The organism is Rheinheimera faecalis, from assembly GCF_021290965.1.
In the GTDB taxonomy this organism is placed as follows: domain Bacteria; phylum Pseudomonadota; class Gammaproteobacteria; order Enterobacterales; family Alteromonadaceae; genus Pararheinheimera; species Pararheinheimera faecalis.
The window spans coordinates 357,440-377,614 of the sequence record NZ_JAJOYT010000001.1 but is presented as its reverse complement, the minus strand read 5'-3'; the positions used below and the strand labels follow the sequence as shown (position 1 = coordinate 377,614).

General features: G+C 46.1%; 17 protein-coding genes and 1 pseudogene. 12 read left to right on the top strand and 6 right to left on the bottom strand.

What is annotated here, in order from left to right:
• Positions 1-138: 138 nt before the first annotated feature.
• A complete protein-coding gene (locus tag LSG34_RS01705) occupies positions 139-933 on the top strand; it encodes a DUF2989 domain-containing protein (protein ID WP_233007094.1) in 795 nt (264 codons plus the stop codon).
• On the opposite strand, the gene msrB is transcribed toward LSG34_RS01705, so the two are convergent.
• The 5 genes from msrB to malQ all read right to left on the bottom strand — a co-directional run bounded on the left by msrB (position 914) and on the right by malQ (position 9,563).
• Complete coding sequence (gene msrB / locus LSG34_RS01700; RefSeq protein WP_233007093.1) at positions 914-1,312, bottom strand: peptide-methionine (R)-S-oxide reductase MsrB; 399 nt, start codon at positions 1,310-1,312, stop codon at positions 914-916. The genes LSG34_RS01705 and msrB overlap by 20 nt on opposite strands.
• Positions 1,313-1,370: 58 nt before the next feature.
• Positions 1,371-2,900, bottom strand: coding sequence for an NADP-dependent phosphogluconate dehydrogenase (gndA, locus tag LSG34_RS01695; protein WP_233007092.1), 1,530 nt, complete (start codon positions 2,898-2,900; stop codon positions 1,371-1,373).
• Between the two features lie 89 nt (positions 2,901-2,989).
• Complete coding sequence (gene glgX / locus LSG34_RS01690; RefSeq protein ID WP_233007091.1) at positions 2,990-5,041, bottom strand: glycogen debranching protein GlgX; 2,052 nt, start codon at positions 5,039-5,041, stop codon at positions 2,990-2,992.
• Complete coding sequence (gene glgB / locus LSG34_RS01685; protein WP_233007090.1) at positions 5,038-7,215, bottom strand: 1,4-alpha-glucan branching protein GlgB; 2,178 nt, start codon at positions 7,213-7,215, stop codon at positions 5,038-5,040. Before glgB ends, glgX begins: the two co-directional genes overlap by 4 nt.
• Before the next feature lie 164 nt (positions 7,216-7,379).
• Positions 7,380-9,563: a 4-alpha-glucanotransferase gene (malQ, locus tag LSG34_RS01680; RefSeq protein ID WP_233007089.1), complete on the bottom strand. Its 2,184-nt coding sequence runs from the start codon at positions 9,561-9,563 to the stop codon at positions 7,380-7,382.
• Positions 9,564-9,747: 184 nt separating this feature from the next.
• Between malQ and gap the strand changes: the two genes are divergently transcribed.
• Both gap and LSG34_RS01670 read left to right on the top strand, forming a co-directional pair.
• Entirely contained in the window at positions 9,748-10,761 is a 1,014-nt protein-coding gene (gene gap, locus LSG34_RS01675) for a type I glyceraldehyde-3-phosphate dehydrogenase (protein ID WP_233007088.1), read from the top strand.
• Between the two features lie 67 nt (positions 10,762-10,828).
• On the top strand, positions 10,829-11,680 hold the full coding sequence (locus LSG34_RS01670; protein ID WP_269822739.1) for a D-hexose-6-phosphate mutarotase: 852 nt from the start codon (positions 10,829-10,831) through the stop codon (positions 11,678-11,680).
• Here the strand turns inward: LSG34_RS01670 and LSG34_RS01665 are convergent.
• Positions 11,677-12,081 carry a hypothetical protein gene (locus LSG34_RS01665; protein ID WP_233007086.1) on the bottom strand — a complete coding sequence of 135 codons (405 nt, stop codon included), beginning with the start codon at positions 12,079-12,081 and terminating at the stop codon, positions 11,677-11,679. The genes LSG34_RS01670 and LSG34_RS01665 overlap by 4 nt on opposite strands.
• A gap of 290 nt (positions 12,082-12,371) precedes the next feature.
• On the opposite strand from LSG34_RS01665, the gene ccoN reads away from it, so the two are divergent.
• The 9 genes and pseudogenes from ccoN to fnr all read left to right on the top strand — a co-directional run.
• Positions 12,372-13,802, top strand: a complete 1,431-nt coding sequence (gene ccoN, locus LSG34_RS01660; RefSeq protein ID WP_233007085.1) for a cytochrome-c oxidase, cbb3-type subunit I — start codon at positions 12,372-12,374, stop codon at positions 13,800-13,802.
• 10 nt (positions 13,803-13,812) lie between these two features.
• Entirely contained in the window at positions 13,813-14,454 is a 642-nt protein-coding gene (gene ccoO / locus LSG34_RS01655) for a cytochrome-c oxidase, cbb3-type subunit II (protein ID WP_233007084.1), read from the top strand.
• Between the two features lie 2 nt (positions 14,455-14,456).
• Positions 14,457-14,639: a cbb3-type cytochrome oxidase subunit 3 gene (locus LSG34_RS01650; RefSeq protein WP_343897391.1), complete on the top strand. Its 183-nt coding sequence runs from the start codon at positions 14,457-14,459 to the stop codon at positions 14,637-14,639.
• Entirely contained in the window at positions 14,632-15,609 is a 978-nt protein-coding gene (ccoP, locus tag LSG34_RS01645; RefSeq protein ID WP_233007083.1) for a cytochrome-c oxidase, cbb3-type subunit III, read from the top strand. The genes LSG34_RS01650 and ccoP overlap by 8 nt, the downstream gene beginning before the upstream one ends.
• Before the next feature lie 71 nt (positions 15,610-15,680).
• Positions 15,681-16,166 carry a FixH family protein gene (locus tag LSG34_RS01640; protein WP_233007082.1) on the top strand — a complete coding sequence of 162 codons (486 nt, stop codon included), beginning with the start codon at positions 15,681-15,683 and terminating at the stop codon, positions 16,164-16,166.
• A 2-nt stretch (positions 16,167-16,168) separates the two neighbouring features.
• Positions 16,169-18,556: a heavy metal translocating P-type ATPase gene (locus LSG34_RS01635; protein WP_233007081.1), complete on the top strand. Its 2,388-nt coding sequence runs from the start codon at positions 16,169-16,171 to the stop codon at positions 18,554-18,556.
• Entirely contained in the window at positions 18,553-18,741 is a 189-nt protein-coding gene (gene ccoS / locus LSG34_RS01630; RefSeq protein WP_233007080.1) for a cbb3-type cytochrome oxidase assembly protein CcoS, read from the top strand. Before LSG34_RS01635 ends, ccoS begins: the two co-directional genes overlap by 4 nt.
• The gene (locus LSG34_RS01625; protein WP_233007079.1) at positions 18,738-19,424 is read left to right on the top strand and encodes a sulfite exporter TauE/SafE family protein; all 687 of its coding nucleotides are present in this window, start codon (positions 18,738-18,740) and stop codon (positions 19,422-19,424) included. The genes ccoS and LSG34_RS01625 overlap by 4 nt, the downstream gene beginning before the upstream one ends.
• A gap of 27 nt (positions 19,425-19,451) precedes the next feature.
• A pseudogene (gene fnr, locus LSG34_RS01620) lies at positions 19,452-20,171 on the top strand (fumarate/nitrate reduction transcriptional regulator Fnr); the annotation flags it as partial.
• Between the last annotated feature and the right edge of the window lie 4 nt (positions 20,172-20,175).

Below are 20,175 nucleotides of genomic sequence, written 5' to 3'. Positions count from 1 at the left end.
CAGAGGTGTGCCTGTGGTCATCGCCACATTGAGGCAGGCGCATTGTAATTGAACATGTAATACTACGACAAGAATTACAAAAAGATTTTTTCTGAATTCTTCGTTATGCTGGAAGCAGAAAAGATGAATGAGATACTTATGAAATATTTGGTGTTAAGCATGAGCCTGTTGATGTTGGGTGCCTGTTCTGAAGGCGAACTGACGTTACGCGCTGTTTGTGAGAAAGAACCTGGCCTGTGTAGCGACTTAAATGACGACTCCCACTGCAATCTGCAACGCCGTGATTTAATTATGCAGCGTTATGAAGAAAAGCACCTGCCCTCAGACAAAAACAAATATCAGTTATTAGTCGATTTTGAAAAGTACTCAAAATGTATTGAGTTGGCCGCTGGTATTGAGCACATTAAGCTAAAAGAAAAAACCAGCACCCGCATGGTGGGTTATATAACCAGTCTGAGGGAAATCAAACGTTTAAGTGATGACACTATCAGCTCAGATGACCCGCATCTGTTGTATTACCACTGGTCACGTAATAAGAGTGACAGCCACTTACAACGTTTTTTACAGGCTGAACAAAATAATCAGTTAGAAACGCCAGAACTACAAATGGCGCTGGTCAGTTATTACAGCAAAAGAGATAGGGAAAAAAGCATTCAGCTGCTGCACCACGCCCTGGAGCTGTACCCACCAGAGCCTAAGATTGATCCGGAAATTTATGCGTCTTTAAGTAGCATGTTTTACAAGAAAAAAGACTACGCCAGTTCGTATCACTGGGCATTACTGGCACAACAAAGTGGTGCTTTTAATGTGGAGTTACAGGAATTAAAAATATATCTGGAGCAGGCAAAGCTGGATCACGAAAAAATTAAAGAAACAGCTGAGCAGACCTTAGCTCAGCTGCAACTTGGGCAGTTTACTCCGCCGAAATTTTAACGTCAGGGTTAAACAACAACGACACAGAGTTGACACAATAACGTTGCCCGGTAGGTGCCGGGCCATCGTCAAACACATGACCTAAATGCGCATCGCACTGCTGGCATAAAATCTCGATCCGGTTCATGCCGTGGGACATATCCTTTTCATATTTCACCTGACCTTTGATGGCTTTACTAAAGGATGGCCAGCCGCAGCCTGAATCAAATTTGTCTGCAGAATCAAACAAGGGTTGTTGGCAACAGACACAGTGATAGCAGCCCGTGTCTTTGTTATGCAACAAGGTTCCACTAAAAGGATACTCAGTGCCCTTTTGCCGTGTCACTCTGTACTGTTCATCGTTGAGCTGTTGGCGCCACTCTTGTTCAGTTTTTTTCATTAGCTTCCCCTAAATTGGCGAACAGTAAAAAAAAAGCTCCGACGGGAGCTTTTTTTACTTATTTGATTTTTTGCATCGGCCTGTCGTTATGACTCCAGTCGACGTGAAAAGTTTTACCTTTGGCTTTATCAGTGCGCTCAAAGGTATGAGCGCCAAAATAATCCCGTTGTCCTTGCAGCAAATTAGCAGGCAACACAGCGGTACGGTACGAGTCGTAATAACTTAAAGCCGAGCTTAATGCGGATACCGGAATACCTGTCATTGCAGCTTCTGCTACAGCGCGGCGCCAATTCATCTGATTGACAGAAATTTGTTTGGAGAAAAACGGATCCAGCAACAAATTCTGTAAATCGTCGTTACGCTCATAAGCGTCGGTAATAGACTGCAAAAACACAGCACGGATAATACAACCAGCACGCCAGATTTTAGCAATTTCAGCAAAGTTTAACTGCCAGCCATGCTCTGCTGCTGCTGTTTTCATTAAATCGAAACCCTGAGCATACACACAGATTTTGGCGCAGTAGAGCGCGTCATGCAGTTGCTTGATCATTTGCTCAGCGGTTTGGTTGGTACAATGTTCACGCACCGGGCCAGCCAATAAGGTCGAAGCCAATACACGCTGCTCTTTTAATGTTGACATAGAACGGGCAAATACAGCTTCGCTGATGGTCGGTGCCGGGCAGCCTAATTCCAGGCTGCTGACTGCTGTCCACAGGCCAGTGCCTTTTTGCCCTGCTTTATCCAGGATCACATCTACCAAAGGTAAACCCGTTTCTGAATCTTTAGTGGCCAGCACTTCGGCACTGATTTCCATCAGGTAACTATTTAATATGCCTTGATTCCACTCTTTAAAGACGTCAGATACTTGTTGTGCGCTCATACCCAACGCATCACGCATCACCTGATAGACTTCACAAATCAGTTGCATATCGGCGTATTCAATACCGTTGTGCACCATTTTAACGTAGTGGCCTGAGCCGCCCGGTCCAATGTAGGTTGCACAAGGTTCACCTTCAGTCACAGGATTACCAGGTTCATGTCGTTCCAGCGGACGGCCTGTTGCCGGGTCTACTTTAGCTGCAATAGCGCGCCAAATAGGCTCAATACGAGTCCATGCATAAGGGTCGCCACTTGGCATCAAAGACGGACCAAAACGGGCCCCCACTTCACCACCAGAAACGGCTGTGCTGAAGAAAATAAACTTACCTTCGTAATGTTTTTCACGGCGTACTGTGTCAGTCCACAAGCTATTGCCCGTATCAACAATGATGTCATCCGCCTGAATACCTGCGTCAATCAGCTTTAAGCAGACATCATCAACAGGTTTGCCAGCTGGCACTGATAAAATGACTAAATGAGGAGAAGATAAACGCGACAGAAGTTCTGTGTAAGAGCTGCAGCTGATCACGCGGGCTGGTTTGTCACCACGCTCAGCAGTGTCCTGCGCTATAACAGCTTCCAGTTTTTTTTGGTCTAAATCAAAAGCGGCAACCCGATAACCGTGATCAGCCAGGTTTAAAATGAGGTTTTTCCCCATAACACCTGCGCCGACAAAACCTATATCACATAATACGGATGTCTCAGACATTTGATTTTCCTTTTAAAATCCGGCACTGCAAAAGTGGCCGCGATTATACTGGAAAACTCTGGATAAAGAAAAAGCTCAACAGAAAAAACTCATCTCCAAATGGATAAAGATCGTTCGCTTTGCAGATAACGTGTTCTTGTTGCTGATTTTTCCAGCGGTTCGCCAGTTTCAAACTGAGTATCAATAAGCAACTGCCAGCTTTTCTTCGGTAAGTCGACCTGCAGTGGTTGGTCGCCCGCATTAATAATTACCAACATAGCCTGATGATCTTTTAAATGCTCGATGACAAACACACAGTTGGTTTTGTAGGGGTCTGTCCAGTGTTCGTCTTGTTTTAAGCTTCCATCCGCCATGTACCAGCTGACCTGATGTTTATCGCCGTGCAGTTGATACTGATCGTCCAGCAAAGAGAGTTGCTGTAAACAGCTAAACTGTTGACGCAAATGAATCATCTTTTTGACAAAACTCAGAAACTGAGTAGCCTGGTAATCCAGTTGCCAGTGCAGCCAGCTGATCTCATTGTCCTGACAATAAGCATTATTATTGCCTTGTTGAGTTTGACTCAACTCGTCCCCCGCCAACCAATGCACTATGCCCTGACTGAGCATCAGCGTTGCCACTAAGTTACGTTTATGCCTGAATCTTTTGTACAAAATGTCAGCATCGCTGCTGGGCCCTTCAACGCCGTAATTCAGACTTAAATTATGACCATGGCCATCACGGTTTTGCTCTGCGTTCAGCCAGTTGTGTTTATCCTGATAACACACCATGTCCTGTAAGGTAAAACCGTCGTGATAACTGATATAATTCACGCTGCAGCAGGCGGGTTTATGGTGTTTCTGAAAAATATCGCGTGAACCGAGTAAGCGGGTAGCAAATTCAGGCAACTGACTTGCATCCTGCCGCCAGAAAGAACGAAAGGTATCCCGGCATTTATCGTTAAGTTCAGACCAATGCGCCGGAAACTGACCAAGTTGATAACCAAAAGGCCCTAAATCCCAGGGTTCAGCTATCAATTTGACCTGACTTAACACCGGATCCTGCGCTATCACCTGTAAAAATGTGGCGTAGGCATCAAAACGCTTATGTTCACGGGCTAAGGTCACAGCCAAATCAAAGCGAAAACCATCGACCTGCATCTCTGTTGCCCAATACCGCAGTGCATCTAACACTAAACGCTGAGTCACAGGATGCGCCACGTTCAGCGTATTGCCGCAGCCGCTGTAATTGCAGTTTTGCTGATAGTCGGTAATGTCGGCATGATTTTCAAACAGGTAATAGTGCCTATTCGCTAACCCTCTGAAACTTAAGCGGTAATCCTCAGCTTCTGCCGTATGGTTAAACACCACATCCAGAATCACTTCCAAACCATGCTGATGATAGGTGCGTACCAGCTCTTTAAATTCAGCCACTGCATCATCAACCTGATAACGGGCATCAGGCGAGAAAAAGTTGATCGGGTTATAACCCCAATAATTACTCAATTTCAGTTTTTCTAAGCGTGGCTCGCTCATAAAACTGGCGACAGGCAATAGCTGCACTGTGGTGATGCCTAAGTCTTTTAAATGCTGAATAACGGCCGGATGACACATACCCTGATACTTGCCTCGAAGTGCTTCGGGTACATCCGGGTGTAACTTGGTCAGGCCTTTGACATGAGCTTCGTAAATAATGGTCTTTTCACGAGGAGTGGCTGGTTTTTTTGCGCCCTGCCAGTCAAAAGCCTGCGACCTCAGCACGGCTTTAGGCACCATATAATGGCTGTGTACCTGATAAAGCCGTTCATTCCAGACCAAAGCGCGATTAAGCTGCTTAGCATAAGGGTCTATCAGCAATCTGTTGCGATCGAACACCAAACCAGAACTGGTCTGACAGACACCTTCAGCCCTCAGACCATATAAAGTTCCGGCTTCTATGCCGTCCAGATGCAGATGCCACTGCTCACCGGTACGGGCTGAAAACTCAATTTCGGCTAATGGCTCTTCTGTGTCAGGAGAAAATAGACATAACCAGAGCGAATAAGCATCCGGCGCATAGACAGAAAAGTTCCAGCTATGTGGCCCTGTCTGACTTGGGCCTGGCGGATAAGCAGAGCCTGTGCTGCTTATCCATTCAGGGTTCTGCTCTGGTTTTGTACTCACGATGTTTTACGTCTCAAATAAAGGGTCGACAACGGAGGCAAGTCCAATTGCACCATATAATTTAAGCCAAAAGCGGCGGCTGGCAGCGCAGGTAAATATTCGCCGACAGGATAATTGCTGCCCCAGTAATATTCGCTGTCTGTGTTGAGGATCACTTCGTATTCACCCTGCTCTGCCACTGATAAACGGAAGCTGCTTCGCGGCACAGGAGTGAAATTGCTGACCACATACACAGCCTGACCTTGTTGGTCCATTCGATAGAAACTTAAGGTGCTGTGTTCAGCATCCTGATAGTTAATCCAGCGAAAACCTGCAGGCTCATGATCCAACTGATGCAGCGGTGTGCAGGCTTTATAGGTCAGGTTTAAATCGCGGAACAGTTGCTGTACGCCTTTATGTTTTTCAAAGGACAATAAAAACCATGGCAGTTGCTGGTTGTGATCCCACTCCGAACCCTGGCCAAACTCATTGCCCATAAAATTCAGCTTTTTACCCGGATGCGCAAACATAAAGGCGTAATAAGCCCTTAAATTCGCGGCCTGTTGCCATTCGTCCCCTGGCATTTTATTGATAATACTGCCTTTGCCATGCACAACTTCGTCATGCGACAGAGGCAAAATAAAGTTTTCGTTGTAGGCATACACCATAGAGAAGGTTAAATCGTTATGGTGGAACTTACGATAGGCCGGATCTTTTTTAATGTAGCGCAGCGTATCGTTCATCCAGCCCATATTCCATTTAAAGCCAAACCCCAAACCACCTAAATTCACTGGTCGGGTGACACCATTAAACGACGTCGACTCTTCCGCTATCATCATTGCTTTTGGATACTGGCGATACACTTCCGTATTGAGCCAACGTAATAAACTAATGGCTTCGTAATTATGATTGCCGCCGTCAATATTAGGCACCCATTCGCCGTCACGACGCGAATAATCCAGATACAACATGGACGCCACCGCATCCACGCGCAGTGCGTCAATGTGGAAATAGTCCAGCCAGAATAAAGCGCTGGCGACTAAAAACTGCCGGACCGGGTCTTTGCCGTAATCGTAGATACAAGAATTCCAATCCGGGTGCCAGCCACGGCGTGGATCTTCGTATTCATATAAATGAGTGCCGTCAAAACGGGCCAGCCCATGCGCATCTTCAGGAAAATGTGCTGGAACCCAATCTAAAATCACGCCAATTCCAGCCTGGTGACAAGCATCTACAAAGGCTTTGAACTGATCAGGAGTGCCAAAACGCGAGGTTGCAGCAAACAAACCCAGCGGCTGATAACCCCAGGAGCCAGAGTATGGGTGTTCCATCACAGGCAATAGCTCAATATGGGTATAACCCATATCCAACACATAAGGAATAAGCTCTAGCGCGAGTTCTGTATAGGTTAAAGGTTCACCATGTTGATTATGTTTCCACGAGCCTGGATGCAACTCATAGATACTCATCGGCTGATGGTAAGGGTCAAAATGGCGCTCTTGCCACTGCTGATCCCGCCACTGATACTGACTGTGGTCGTATACAAGAGAAGCATGGGATGGATACTGTTCGGCGGCAAAAGCTAAAGGATCCGCTTTATGAGGCAGCAAATTACCAAAAGCGTCTTTGATTTCAAACTTATAACGCACACCAGCCCCGATTTGAGGCATGACCAGCACCCAATGGCCGCATTCAGTGCGTTGCATTGGATGACGCCGGCCATCCCACTGGTTCATATCGCCAATCAGGCTGACACTGGACGCATTAGGCGCAAACACAGCAAAGCGTGTCGCCTTCAGTGTCTTTTTACCCAGTTGCAATTCAACCAACTGCGCACCTAATTGCTTGTATAGGTTTTCCGGTTTGCTGTTGACAAAATGCACAGCGTAATAAGCTTCATCCTCAAACTGATAGGGATCAACCAGTTCGTAGCTGTGATGATGAGGAGTTTCTATTTGAAAATAATAAGGGCTGCTCTTACGTTTAGCAGGCAACTCAAGCTCAAACAAACCATGTAAAACGGGCTTTGCGGTCATCTGACCTAAAGATTTGCGGGTCGCAAAATCAAAGACTTCAACTTTGGCCGCATCTGGCAAGTAGGCCCGGATCATTAAACCTTTGGTTGCACCAGGTTGCCAGGACAATACAGAGAATGGAGAAGAACAACTGGCAGAGGCTAACTGAGTTACGGACATGAACTATCCTTTTGATTTTTTTACCGTCTTAGTTTCTAAGATAACAAATTACACTAAAACTGCCATGGGGTTATGGCAGTTTTATAGCCGAATTATTTGAAGCCATAGCTTTTGCTTTACGCTATGGCTTCAAAAATTCAGCCTGTATAGGGCTTTGGGGTCTGTTAACTGCGACGCAGGCGGGTCAGGTCTTGCAGCAACTGGTTGACGTTTTGCTGCTGTGCCAGCTGCTCTAACGTCATGGATAATTTGCGCCGCCAGTTTGGGTACTCATTGCTGGTACCGGGAATATTCACTGGTTGTGTCATTTCCATCCAGTCTTCCAACTGCAAACATAACAGTTGGCTGGAGCCTTTAGCGACATGACGCTGAATGGCATAACTCAGTTCTGTGCTCATTCCGACCTGATCCACGCTATGGCTAAAATTAGGGTCCAGCATCTGATGACCATGCAACGAATTTAAAATCTTTTGCTTATCTTCATGACGCGACTGGAATAACGCAGGTAATTGATGCTCCTGATACAAACCAACCTCTTTGCCTAAATTCAAATCACCACAATGCCAGTAGCCTATCAAGGTTGGCATATCATGGGTCGTCAACGTGGCCATCGCCTGCACCGGGTAATGGGAAGGTGATACATAACCACCGTCTTCGGCTTTTTCAAAGAAAAACACCCGATAAGAGTACATGCCATATTCAGCCAGTATTTCACGAATGCCATCAGGCACAGTGCCTAAGTCTTCCCCTATCACCACCACCTGATGGCGTTGCGACTCAAGGGCTAAAATACCTAACAAATCCTGAATTGGATAATAGATGTAAGCCCCATCGCCTGCGCTTTCGGCACCTTTAGGCACCCACCATAAACGTAACAACGCCATGACGTGGTCAATACGCAAAGCACCAGAGTTCTGCATATTAGCGCGGAATAAATCGATCATAGGCCGGTAAGCTTGCTGGAACATCTGATAAGGCAACATAGGAGGTAAACCCCAGTTCTGGCCTTTAGGTCCTAAAATATCCGGCGGTGCGCCTACGCTGGCACCACGGCAGTACAATTCCGGATTACCCCAGATTTCAGTGGAAGCTTCGCTGACACCAACAGCCAAATCTCGGTATAAACCTAATAACATACCCTGCTCTTTGGCAAAGGCCTGAGCTTTTGCTAGCTGTTCACGGGCAATAAATTGCAGATAACAGTAAAAATCCAGTTCATGCGCATGTTCTTTGGCAAAAGCCAGCACTTCATCGCTGTCCGGTCTTTGCCAGGCTTCAGGCCATACAGGCCAGCCCCATGCATGCATATCTTTTTGGATCAGATGGGCGTGAATTGCATCATAAAGCGCCAACTGTAATAAACTTTCACCAGATTGTTGTTTAAATACAGAAAATGCCTGCGCAAGCTCAGCATGTTCTGCCTGATGTTCAGTAAACCATTGATACAAAGCCTTTAACACTGGCAGCTTCAAACGGGTTACTGCGGTGTAATCCACCCATTCGGCAGCGCGCGCAGCATCCAGCTGTTGTTTAAATCCTGGAGCATTAACCAGCTGTTTTACCTGCTGGCATTGGTCAAAACCAAGCATTTCAGGCACAGCTAAATAGATAATATTTAACCAGCGACGTGAGGATGGACTATAAGGGCTGGCGGATTCCGGCATGGCTGGGTAAAGCGCATGAATAGGGTTTAAACCGACAAAATCGGCACCTTGTTTGGCCAAATGACCAAGCAGGAAACGTAAGTCTGCAAAGTCACCTATACCCCAGTTTTGCTCCGAACGCACGCAATACAATTGAACCGATACCCCCCATTGTTTTTGTTTTTTAAATTCGGCGGGTTGGAAACAGGCAGACGGTGTAATGATCAATGACTGAACAAAATCCAGCTCACCTATAGTCAGGCTTAAGCTGTGATAACCCTGTTCAAGCAGAACAGGTAAAGTCCATTGATATTGCTGATATTCTTCGCCGTCAAACACCATCACCTGATTTAAATCAGCATCCTCTGTCGCCGTCACTGTAAAGCGATGTGTTTTGCCTTGTTCAGTGGTCAACACAAGCTCTAAAGGCGTATTGGCCAGGACTATAGGTAACTTCAGTTCGATTTGGGTGTCCTGCCCTGCTTTTTGCACCGAAACCGGATCCAGTAACTGCTCCCAGTGGTCTTGTTGGCGTTCGAGCAATTGCTCGCGGGCCAGCGCATCGTTATCAACAGCAAAACCCTGAGCTGCCAATAAAGTAAGTAAATTTTTCTCTGCGACTTCTGATTGGTTGCCCCATGCGTCGGTAAATTGTGTTTCTATGCCTGTGAAGGCAATCAGATCAGAAAGTAATTGTTTGTCCATAAAGGCTCCAGCGACCCGCTTTTTGCTCGGAAAAGTAAATGGTTAGGGAAAATTAACTATCACAGTCTACTCCAGATTCAAGGCCTGGATTAAGAAAATACGAATGCATAACTTTTTTGCACTTGAAAAGAATGACAAAAAATGTAATTTTATTACAGAATTAAATTACAGTCTGGGATAGGTTATGACAATTCGTGTAGCAATTAATGGTTTTGGCCGCATTGGCCGCAACGTTTTACGCGCTTTATATGAGTCAAAGAAGAATTATGACATCAAAGTTGTAGCCATCAACGATTTAGGCGATGCCGCTATTAATGCCCATTTACTGAAGTACGATACAGCTCACGGCATTTTCTTCGCTGACGTAGAACACTCAGACAAAGCTATTTTCGTTAACAAAGATGAAATTCTGACCTTAAGTGAACGTAGTCCGGCTAACCTGCCATGGGCTGAATTAAATATCGACGTGGTACTGGAATGTACAGGTCTGTTCACAAACCGTCAGACTGCTGGTGCTCACTTAACCGCAGGTGCAAAAAAAGTCATTATCTCCGCTCCTGCGAAAGATGTGGATGCCACTGTAGTGTACGGCGTAAACCATGATGTCATTACTAAAGACATGACCATTATCTCTAATGCCTCGTGCACCACGAACTGTTTGTCTCCTATCGCTAAGCCGTTAAACGATGCCTTAGGCATTGAATCAGGTTTAATGACCACAATTCACGCTTACACCAACGACCAGCGTTTAAGTGATGTGTATCACACTGATGTGCGCCGTGCCCGCGCTGCCGCAATGTCAATGATCCCAACTCAAACTGGCGCAGCTGCTGCTGTAGGTTTGGTTGTACCTGAGCTGAAAGGTAAATTTGACGGTTTAGCTGTGCGTGTGCCTACCCTGAACGTATCTTTAGTGGATTTATCTTTTATTGCCGGTCGCAACACTACTGTGGAAGAAGTCAACGACATCATCCGTAAAGCAGCATCGCAAAGCCCAATGAATCAGGTATTAGCGGTCAACGATTTACCACTGGTATCAGTCGATTTCAACCACAACCCAATGTCCTCTATTTTTGATGCCAGTGAAACCCGTGTAAACGGTCGTCTGGTGAAAGTGATGGCCTGGTACGACAACGAGTGGGGTTTCAGTAACCGTATGCTGGACAACACTGTTGAACTGATGAAACATAGTCAGTAAGCTTTAGAACCTTTGCAGAGGCGGCTTTTTAGCCGCCTTTTCTTTCACCTGAATTTGAGATTATCAGATGACTATCGCTAGCATTACAGCAGTTTCAGGATTTGCGCAGTTAAAAGACCTACCCTGTTACCTCTTAACTTGTGGTCAGGCTAGCGCTGTGATTAGTAGCTATGGCGCTCACCTGCTTTCTTACAAGCCAAAAGCAGAGGTCGAAGTTATTTACTTATCGCCTGAAGCCGTCTGGCAAAATAACACCCCTATCCGTGGTGGAGTGCCTGTGTGCTGGCCTTGGTTTGGCCCTGTAGCAGCTGAGTTTAACCCTGCAGCACAAAAGCTACCGAATCACGGTGTAGTGCGCACTGAACTCTGGCTGCTTGTGCAGCAGTCAGTCACAGATACCGCAGTCAGTATTGAATTGCGTATAGAAGCTCAGACTTTGCCTTATTCCAACGCACCTTCTTATTTAAGTTTAACCCTGCAGTTAACCGAAGCCGCTTTAACCCTGACGCTAAAATCGGATCAGGGGTTACAGCAAGCTGCACTACATAGCTATTTTACCGTGGATTCTGTGCATCAGGTTTCTGTCAGCACCTTGTCTGGAGATTACCTGGATAAAGTAAAAGCTGGTGAGCGCTTTGTACAACACCAGCCTGAACTGAAGTTCACCACAGAAGTAGACAGGGTGTATCTGGATACAGCGGGTGAGCTGACCTTAAAACAAGAAAAAAATGATGTGCAGATCACCCAGCAAGGCCATGACGCCAGCGTGTTATGGAATCCATGGACAGAAAAAGCGGCAGCATTAAAAGATTTACCTGATTCTGGTTATCTGGATTTTGTTTGTGTTGAAACCGCTCGTCTGAGCCTGACCAATGCAGCCCCATTGCAACTGGTACAACAAATCCGCTATTTGGGTTAGTCAGGCCAGCTGGAGTAAAAAGGCAGTAACAACAACTTTTCCCCTTGGGTGGCATGATGCAGTTTAAGCTGCAATTGCCACTTCATTTTGGGTTGACTACAGGCACCCAACACCATTTCAGCCTTATAGAACTCCGGTTGCCCATCAACAGCTTTAAACAACAGTGGTATAGTGCCCATACTCATAGACACTCCTGTTACCTCTGCCTGTTTGATTTGCCAGCCGTCCGACAACTCGATAGCCCAGTTTAAAACTTCTTCTACAGGCGCATCAGCCGGGCTTAAACTGACGCTGACTTGTTTATCTTTGTGCAGTTGCAACACATCTTGCTGCTGTAACGCTTTTTCCTCTGAGCAACTGACCAGACAAAGCAAATAAAAAGCCAGAAGCAGCAATCTCATCTGATTATTTTCCGTAAAAAAAGAGTGACGAGTGTAACGTCTTGTCGTGATGAAACGCAAAACATTGCTATAATTGGTTATTTTGCGACCAGCAGTATTGTTCTACATCATAAAAGCGGCGGTTTTGCCTATCTTTTTCAAGGCAAAACTCGTATTATTTCGCCCCAAAATGGTTAGTAGTTTAGTTGCTTTGCAAGTTATGGAGGCTGCTACACTGTTAATCAACAATAAGAAGGGTCACCTTAGGGTGAATTTTTAATCACTAGCAATAAACTGCAGCGGAACTCAACATGAGCCAGACCAAATCGTTAAATGTTGACTACAACTATACCGTTGTCCGCCTTTTTGCCGTCACCACAGTTATGTGGGGTATTGTCGGTATGGGGTTGGGTGTATTACTTGCGGCGCAACTGTATTGGCCCGCACTTAATTTCGACACGGCATGGTTTACTTACAGTCGTCTTCGTCCTCTTCACACTAACGCAGTAATCTTCGCATTTGGTACAAGTGCCTTGTTTGCCACATCCTATTATGTGGTGCAGCGTACCTGCCAGGTCAGGCTTTTTGCAGAAAAGCTTGCGATGTTTACTTTTATTGGCTGGCAAGCAGTCATTATCGCCGCAATTATCACCTTGCCTCAGGGTATAGGTAACAGCAGTAAAGAATATGCTGAGCTGGAATGGCCAATTGACATTCTGATTGCTGTGGTCTGGATTTCGTACGCTGTGGTGTTTTTTGGCACTTTAGTTAAACGTAACACCAGTCATATCTATGTGGCGAACTGGTTCTACGGTGGTTTTATCATTACCGTTGCAGCCTTACACATAGTCAACAGCATGGCTGTGCCTGTGTCTTTCACTAAGTCGTACTCAGTGTACGCTGGTGCAGTGGATGCGATGGTGCAATGGTGGTACGGTCACAACGCTGTAGGTTTCTTATTAACAGCAGGCTTCCTGGGGATGATGTATTACTTCGTACCTAAACAGGCTGGCCGTCCTGTGTACTCCTACCGTTTATCAGTCGTGCACTTCTGGGCTCTGATCGCTTTATACATTTGGGCGGGTTCTCACCACCTGCACTACACTGCCCTGCCTGACTGGACTCAGTCTGTTGGTATGGTGATGTCAGTGATCCTGTTTGTCCCAAGCTGGGGTGGCATGATCAACGGTATCATGACTCTGTCTGGTGCCTGGCATAAACTGAAAACTGACCCTATCTTACGTTTCCTGATTGTGTCTCTGTCGTTCTACGGCATGTCGACCTTCGAAGGTCCGATGATGGCTATCAAGTCAGTAAACGCCTTATCGCACTACACGGACTGGACTGTAGGTCACGTTCACTCTGGTGCTTTAGGTTGGGTTGCTATGGTGTCTATCGGCGCTATCTACCACCTGATCCCGAATATCTATAACCAGGGCCGGATGTACAGCATTAAGCTGATTAACACCCACTTCTGGTTACACACTATTGGCGTGGTTCTGTACATTGTTGCTATGTGGATCAGCGGCATTATGCAAGGCATGATGTGGCGTGCTGTCAACACTGACGGTACTCTGACTTACAGCTTTGTACAAAGCTTAGAAGCCTCTTACCCGTTCTACCTGATGCGTTTTATCGGTGGCTGTTTTGTCGTCACAGGTATGCTGGTCATGGCGTATAACGTTGTGAAAACTATCAGAGCGAAAGATGGTGCTCTGGAACCAGTAGCTGAAGCAGCGTAAGGAGCTTATTGTGTCTAAGAACTATCATGAATTTTTTGAGAAAAGTGCAGGCTGGTTAGCCATAGGCACAGTGCTGGCAATCAGTTTTGGTACCCTGGTTGAAATCACTCCTCTGCTGTTTTTAAAAGAAACCACCGAACCTGTGGACGGTTTAAAACCCTACACAGCGCTGCAACTGGAAGGCCGTGACATTTATATCCGTGAAGGATGTGTGAACTGTCATAGCCAGATGATCCGTCCGTTCCGTCATGAAGTGGAACGCTACGGTCACTACTCTGTTGCCGGTGAAAGTGTATGGGAACATCCATTTTTATGGGGTTCAAAACGTACTGGTCCTGATTTAGCCCGTGTAGGCGGTCGTTACAGCGATGACTGGCATTATGCGCATTTAATCAATCCACGTGACGTTGTGCCTCAGTCGAATATGCCAGGTTTTCCATGGCTGGCGACTAATACGCTGGATGGCGAGTTAACTCCGAAGAAGATGGAAATCTTTAACAAGTTAACCAAAGGCAAAATGGCGCCGAACGATGAAGACGGCCTGATGTATTCAGCCGAAGAAATCGCAGCAGCCACAGAGTCTGTCAAAGGAAAAACAGAGATGCAGGCGTTAATTGCATACCTGCAATCCCTTGGCACAGCGCTGAAGTAACTATGATGGATATTGCAACCCTACACAGTATTTTCACCGTGCTAGTGTTTGTAGGTTTTATTGGTCTTGTAGTCTGGCTTTTTGTGTTAAAACGCAAGCCAGACTTCGAGGAACAGGCAAATTTGCCTTTTGCAGACGACCAAAAACCAAAACAACAACAGAAACAGGAGTCGGATCATGAGTAGCTTTTGGAGCTATTGGATCGCCATTTTATCCATTGGATGTATCGTATTCTGCACCGTCATTTTGACCTGGAACTTAAAGAACCACGTTGGCGTGAAAGAAGGCGAATCGACTGGTCATGAGTTTGATGGCATTGAAGAAATTAACAATCCGCTGCCAAAATGGTGGACTTATATGTTTTACGCCACCATCGTCTGGTCGGTGTATTACTTTGCCGCCTACCCTGGCTTGGGTAACTACAAAGGCTTTTTAAACTGGACCAGTTCAAACCAGGGCATTAAAAACCTGGCTGAATCCAAAGCTGCTGTAGAACAAAACAAACTGGACGGCAAAAACGTACAGTTGGATCGTGAATATGATGCGGCCAACGAAACTTATGCCAAAGAGTTTGCGAAGTACACCAGCCGTGACATTCTTGATCTGGCTTATGACACCAACGCACTGAAAGTAGGTCAACGTTTGTTCCTGCAAAACTGTGCTCAGTGTCATGGTTCAGACGCCCGTGGTCAGCGTGGTTTCCCTAACCTGACAGACGATGACTGGTTATATGGCGGTACGCCGGACAAGATCAAAGAAACTCTGCTGTATGGCCGTAAAGCGGCGATGCCAGCCTGGGGTGATGCTTTGGGTGAACAAGGCGTAAAAGAAATGACAGCTTATGTATTAAGCCTGTCAGGCCGTAAGGTAAATGATAAAGATGCAGCAGCCGGCAAAATGAAGTTTGGCATGTGTGCAGCTTGTCACGGTGCAGATGGTAAAGGCAGCTTAGCCCATAACCTGCCGTTTGGCGCACCTAACCTGACGGACAACACCTGGTTATATGGTGGTTCGCACGGTGCCGTAGAAGAAACGCTGAATAAAGGCCGTAACGGTCAGATGCCTGCGTTTAAAGAGATTTTAGGTGAAGACAAAATCCATATTATCTCTGCTTACGTTTACCGTTTATCACGTCCAGAAGAAAGTTCTAAGTAATCTTTGATGTGAGTGCATTACAATAAGCCCCGCTTTGTGGGGCTTATTGCTATCTGAGAGAGGAATACCTGATGTTGCATGATACAAAACCCTGGTACAAACAGCTGTGGCCCTGGTTATTGATCGCCTTCCCTATCGTCTCCTTTATCAAAGGTGGCCATACCATTTACATCATGCAGCAAAATAATCCGGACCTGGTAATTGATGATTACTACAAAGAAGGCCGGGCTATTAATATGAATTTAGCCAAGTACCGTGAGGCTGAATTACGGAATTTACACGCCAGCACTTTGATTGCCGCCAATCAGGTGATAGTACGATTTGAACAAAATAAAACCTTAGGGCAACATCTGCAGCTGGAATTTTTCCACAATACGATAGCCGCCAATGATTTTGTCGTGACCGCAGAGCGTAGCGGCGAAAATCTGTATGTCGCCACTTTACCTAAGGCGCTGGACGGTAAATGGAATCTGGTGGTATCAGATGAGCACAAAGATTGGAAACTACGGGCAAGTGTGATGCTGCCACAACAAGGTGAATTTAAACTGGGATATTAACAGTGTCGTATACAGGTTGTTTTCACTGCAATGAAGCCATACCGGCTGGTTCAGACTTTAGCCTTAGCATAGAGCAACAACCACGGCAATTTTGTTGCCCTGGTTGCTTAGCCGTCGCTGAAACCATTATTGATCAGGGCCTTGGCGATTATTACAAGTTTCGTACTGCCCCTGCCAGCAAAGCACAACTTGTGCCTGATCAGTTACAGCTGATTAATTATGACAGCGCCGAAGTACTGGCAGATCTGACTCAGCATAAAGCAGACCAGACCCAGATTGAATTATCTATAGCGGGTATCAGTTGCGCAGCCTGCGCCTGGTTGATTGAAAAGCAACTTAAAAAAAATCCAGCTATTAAAAGTGTCAGCGTCAATTCCAGCACAGCCCGTTGTGTGGTCAGTTGGGATGTAAAACAACTTAAGCTCAGCGATTTACTCAACAGTATCAACCAACTTGGTTATCAGGCATCGCCTTTTATGGCGGATCAGGAAGAAGCCGTTCAGCAAGCCGAATTGCGTCGTTTTTTAAAACGTCTGGCTGTGTCCGGTTTTATGAGTATGCAGGTGATGATGCTGGCCTTTGGTTTGTATTTTGGTGATTACACCGGCATAGAACCTGAATTTGAAGGTTATTTACGTTGGATCAGTTTATTTCTGACCACTCCTGTGGTGTTTTACAGCGCTAAACCTTTTACCTTAAGTGCCTGGCGGGCCATTAAAGGCCGCGAGCTGAATATGGATGTGCCTGTTACACTGGCCGTCTTTTACACCTTCCTCGCTTCTGCATACGCCACTGTATTCGATACAGGCGAAGTGTATTTTGAATCCGTTTGTATGTTTGTATTTTTATTGCAACTGGGTAAGTTTTTTGAATTCCGCGCCAGAACACAAGCCCGGGCTGCTACCGGAAACTTATTAAAAATCATGCCGGTATCCGCCCGACTGGTGCAAGGCGATGAACTGGTTCCTACCTCGGCCCGTCGGTTAGAAGCAGGCCAAATTATTCTGGTGCAAGCTGGTGAAACCATAGCAGCAGATGGCGTGGTGTTGTCGGGGCAAAGTTCGGTGGACGAATCGATGCTCACCGGCGAATACAAGGCGGTGAACAAGGCTTCGGGCGATACCGTCATGGCTGGCAGCATTAACCATGATGGTGTACTGAAAGTGACAGTGCATCAGGCCTTGGCTCATTCGCGTTTAGGCCAAATCATCGAACTGCAACAACAGACTCTGAATCAAAAACCACAGATTGTGGAAAAAACCACGAAGCTGGCGCGCTTTTTTATCCAGCGCTTGTTGATTATCGCTTTTGCTACTTTTTTACTTTGGTATTTCTGGCTGGATCAAGACAGAGCTTTTTGGGTGACCTTATCTGTATTGGTCGCCACCTGCCCTTGCGCTTTAACCCTAGCGACTCCTACTGCTATCACCTGTGCTTTAGCGCGCCTCAACCGCAAAGGGATCCTAATCAAAAATCAGCAGGTGCTGGAAATATTGCCACAGCTCAATTCCATTTTTCTGGATAAAACCGGCAGTCTGACGCAAGGCCGTTTTAGTATTCAACGCACTCACTTGCATGATACAGCGTACAGCGAAGACTTTTTGTTAGCCCTGATTGCACGGGTTGAAGCTTATTCAGAACATCCTATAGCCAAAGCCTTTTCGACATATCTAACCACGACTATCAAAGTTGAACAGGTGCAGGTGCATGTAGGTTCTGGTTTATCGGCACACTGGGTACAGCATGATGGAACAAGCGCTGATGTCAAAGTTGGCAGCGCCGCTTTTTGTGGCGTACAAAATGAGAGTGCCGCCGTCTGCTGCTGCATCAATAATCAATTAGTGTTCACTGTTGAACTGTCAGATGCGTTGCGCCCTGAAGTCCCTGCACTTGTTAAAGCGTTAAAACAACGTGGTTTAGCTTTGTCTATGCTGACAGGCGATTCTTCTGCTCAAGTAGAAGCAGTACAGCAGCAACTGGAGTTTGATCAGGTCTTTAAAGGCTGCAGCCCAGAGCAAAAAGTTGACCATATCCGTCAGGCTGTGGCAAAAGGCGATAAGGTGCTGATGTTAGGTGACGGCATTAATGACAGTCCTTGTTTTCATGCCGCCCATGTGTCTGTGGCTTTGGATTCAGGCACTGATTTATCCAAAAACCAGGCTGATGTGGTATTACTGCATAATGATTTGAATTTAGTACAGGAACTGATTGAAGGCGCAGTGTTGGCGCAGCGTATCGTAAAACAAAACCTGTGGTGGGCCGTGGGTTATAATCTGGTGATTATCCCGTTAGCAGTCATGGGGTTTGTTTCGCCTTATGTTGCGGTCATTGGAATGTCGTTCAGTTCTATTTTAGTGGTGTCTAACTCACTGAGGTTACTTAAAGCATGAGTATTATTTATGTGCTGATCCCCATCGCCATACTTTTTGTCTGTATTGGGCTGGCTATTTTTTTCTGGGCTGTACGCAGCCGGCAGTTTGATGATTTAAACAAAGAAGGCATGAGTATCTTGTTTGAAGACGAAAAGAAAGCTGTAAAACCAGAAGTGAATCCGGATAAACAACCTCCGCAATGAGTCCAGAACTTACGCTTAACCTGTTGGCTGCCCTGAGTATAGGTTTTTTAGGTAGCAGCCACTGTCTGGTGATGTGCGGCGGTATAGCCAGCGCATTACAACTCTCTATGCCTCAATTGAATTTGTTGCAGCAACTCAAACTTCAATTGATGCTCAGCCTGGGTCGTTTAACAACCTACAGCCTGTTGGGAGCATTGACCGGCGCTTTTGGTGCAGCAGTGCTGGTAAAACTTGGCATTAGCTTATTCTGGCTGAAGTTACTGGCGGGCCTGATGCTGTTGCTGATGGCCTTTTACGTCGCTCGCTTGTGGTTTGCGTTAACCTTTCTTGAAAAACTAGGATCGGCTTTATGGCGCAAAATACAACCATTCTCCAAAGCCTTGTTGCCTCTGGATAGCAGCCCAAAAGCCTTAGCTTATGGTCTATGTTGGGGTTTTTTACCTTGTGGCCTGGTCTACAGCAGTTTAGGCTGGAGTCTGGCCAGCGGCAGTGCCTTACAAGGTGCACTACTGATGTGTGCTTTTGGCCTTGGCACCTTACCTGCTATGTTAGCCGTCGGTAGTTTTGCCCGTAGCCTGAGTCGATTTAAGAATAAAAACTGGGTCAGAGCCAGTGCAGCTCTATTACTGGCCTTGTATGCACTTTACACTATAGCTATTGCATTAGCGCCACGACTTTTCTAAGCTGGGAAAGTCGCCACAAAGGAATACCTTATGTCCGGTTCAAATTTAAGTTGCCAACATTGCGGTTTTAGTCAGCTTTGCCTGCCTTTTACATTAAATAATGCCGAACTGGACACGCTGGACGATATTATCGAACGCAAAAAACCGCTGCACAAAGGTGACTTTCTGATTGAAGCTGGTACAGCCCTGCACTCTTTGTATGCAGTGCGTAGCGGTTCTTTTAAAACCTTTACCTTAACCGAATCCGGTGAAGAGCAAATTACCGGTTTTCATTTACCAGGTGATGTGATTGGTTTTGATGCCATAGGTGAGCAACAACACCCCAGCTTTGCTCAGGCGCTGGAAACCGCTATGGTCTGTGAAATCCCCTACAATCAGATGGATCAGCTGATGGGAGAACTGCCAAAGCTTCGTCAGCAAATGATGCGCCTGATGAGTCAGGATATCAGTGGTGATCAACAAATGTTGTTGTTACTGAATCGCAAGAACGCTGAAGAGAAGCTGGCCGCCTTTTTAACTAATCTGGCACAACGTTTTGCCAACCGTGGTTTTTCCAAAAAAGAATTCCGTTTAAGTATGACTCGCGGTGAAATAGGTAACTATTTAGGCCTGACGGTTGAAACTATTAGCCGTTTATTAGGTCGATTCCATAAGGACGACTTAATACACGTGGATGGCAAGCTGATTTGTATCAGTAACCCGGATGCGTTAAGTAAACTGGCTGGTGGCTCCGCTATAGCTCGCTGACAGA

What these genes read in the sequence shown, in the direction of transcription:
- LSG34_RS01705 (WP_233007094.1), top strand. Translation starts at nt 139, where the DNA reads ATGAAATATTTGGTGTTAAGCATGAGCCTGTTGATGTTGGGTGCCTGT.
- msrB (WP_233007093.1), bottom strand. Translation starts at nt 1,312, where the DNA reads ATGAAAAAAACTGAACAAGAGTGGCGCCAACAGCTCAACGATGAACAG.
- gndA (WP_233007092.1), bottom strand. Translation starts at nt 2,900, where the DNA reads ATGTCTGAGACATCCGTATTATGTGATATAGGTTTTGTCGGCGCAGGT.
- glgB (WP_233007090.1), bottom strand. Translation starts at nt 7,215, where the DNA reads ATGTCCGTAACTCAGTTAGCCTCTGCCAGTTGTTCTTCTCCATTCTCT.
- malQ (WP_233007089.1), bottom strand. Translation starts at nt 9,563, where the DNA reads ATGGACAAACAATTACTTTCTGATCTGATTGCCTTCACAGGCATAGAA.
- gap (WP_233007088.1), top strand. Translation starts at nt 9,748, where the DNA reads ATGACAATTCGTGTAGCAATTAATGGTTTTGGCCGCATTGGCCGCAAC.
- LSG34_RS01670 (WP_269822739.1), top strand. Translation starts at nt 10,829, where the DNA reads ATGACTATCGCTAGCATTACAGCAGTTTCAGGATTTGCGCAGTTAAAA.
- LSG34_RS01665 (WP_233007086.1), bottom strand. Translation starts at nt 12,081, where the DNA reads ATGAGATTGCTGCTTCTGGCTTTTTATTTGCTTTGTCTGGTCAGTTGC.
- ccoN (WP_233007085.1), top strand. Translation starts at nt 12,372, where the DNA reads ATGAGCCAGACCAAATCGTTAAATGTTGACTACAACTATACCGTTGTC.
- LSG34_RS01650 (WP_343897391.1), top strand. Translation starts at nt 14,457, where the DNA reads ATGATGGATATTGCAACCCTACACAGTATTTTCACCGTGCTAGTGTTT.
- ccoP (WP_233007083.1), top strand. Translation starts at nt 14,632, where the DNA reads ATGAGTAGCTTTTGGAGCTATTGGATCGCCATTTTATCCATTGGATGT.
- LSG34_RS01640 (WP_233007082.1), top strand. Translation starts at nt 15,681, where the DNA reads ATGTTGCATGATACAAAACCCTGGTACAAACAGCTGTGGCCCTGGTTA.
- ccoS (WP_233007080.1), top strand. Translation starts at nt 18,553, where the DNA reads ATGAGTATTATTTATGTGCTGATCCCCATCGCCATACTTTTTGTCTGT.
- LSG34_RS01625 (WP_233007079.1), top strand. Translation starts at nt 18,738, where the DNA reads ATGAGTCCAGAACTTACGCTTAACCTGTTGGCTGCCCTGAGTATAGGT.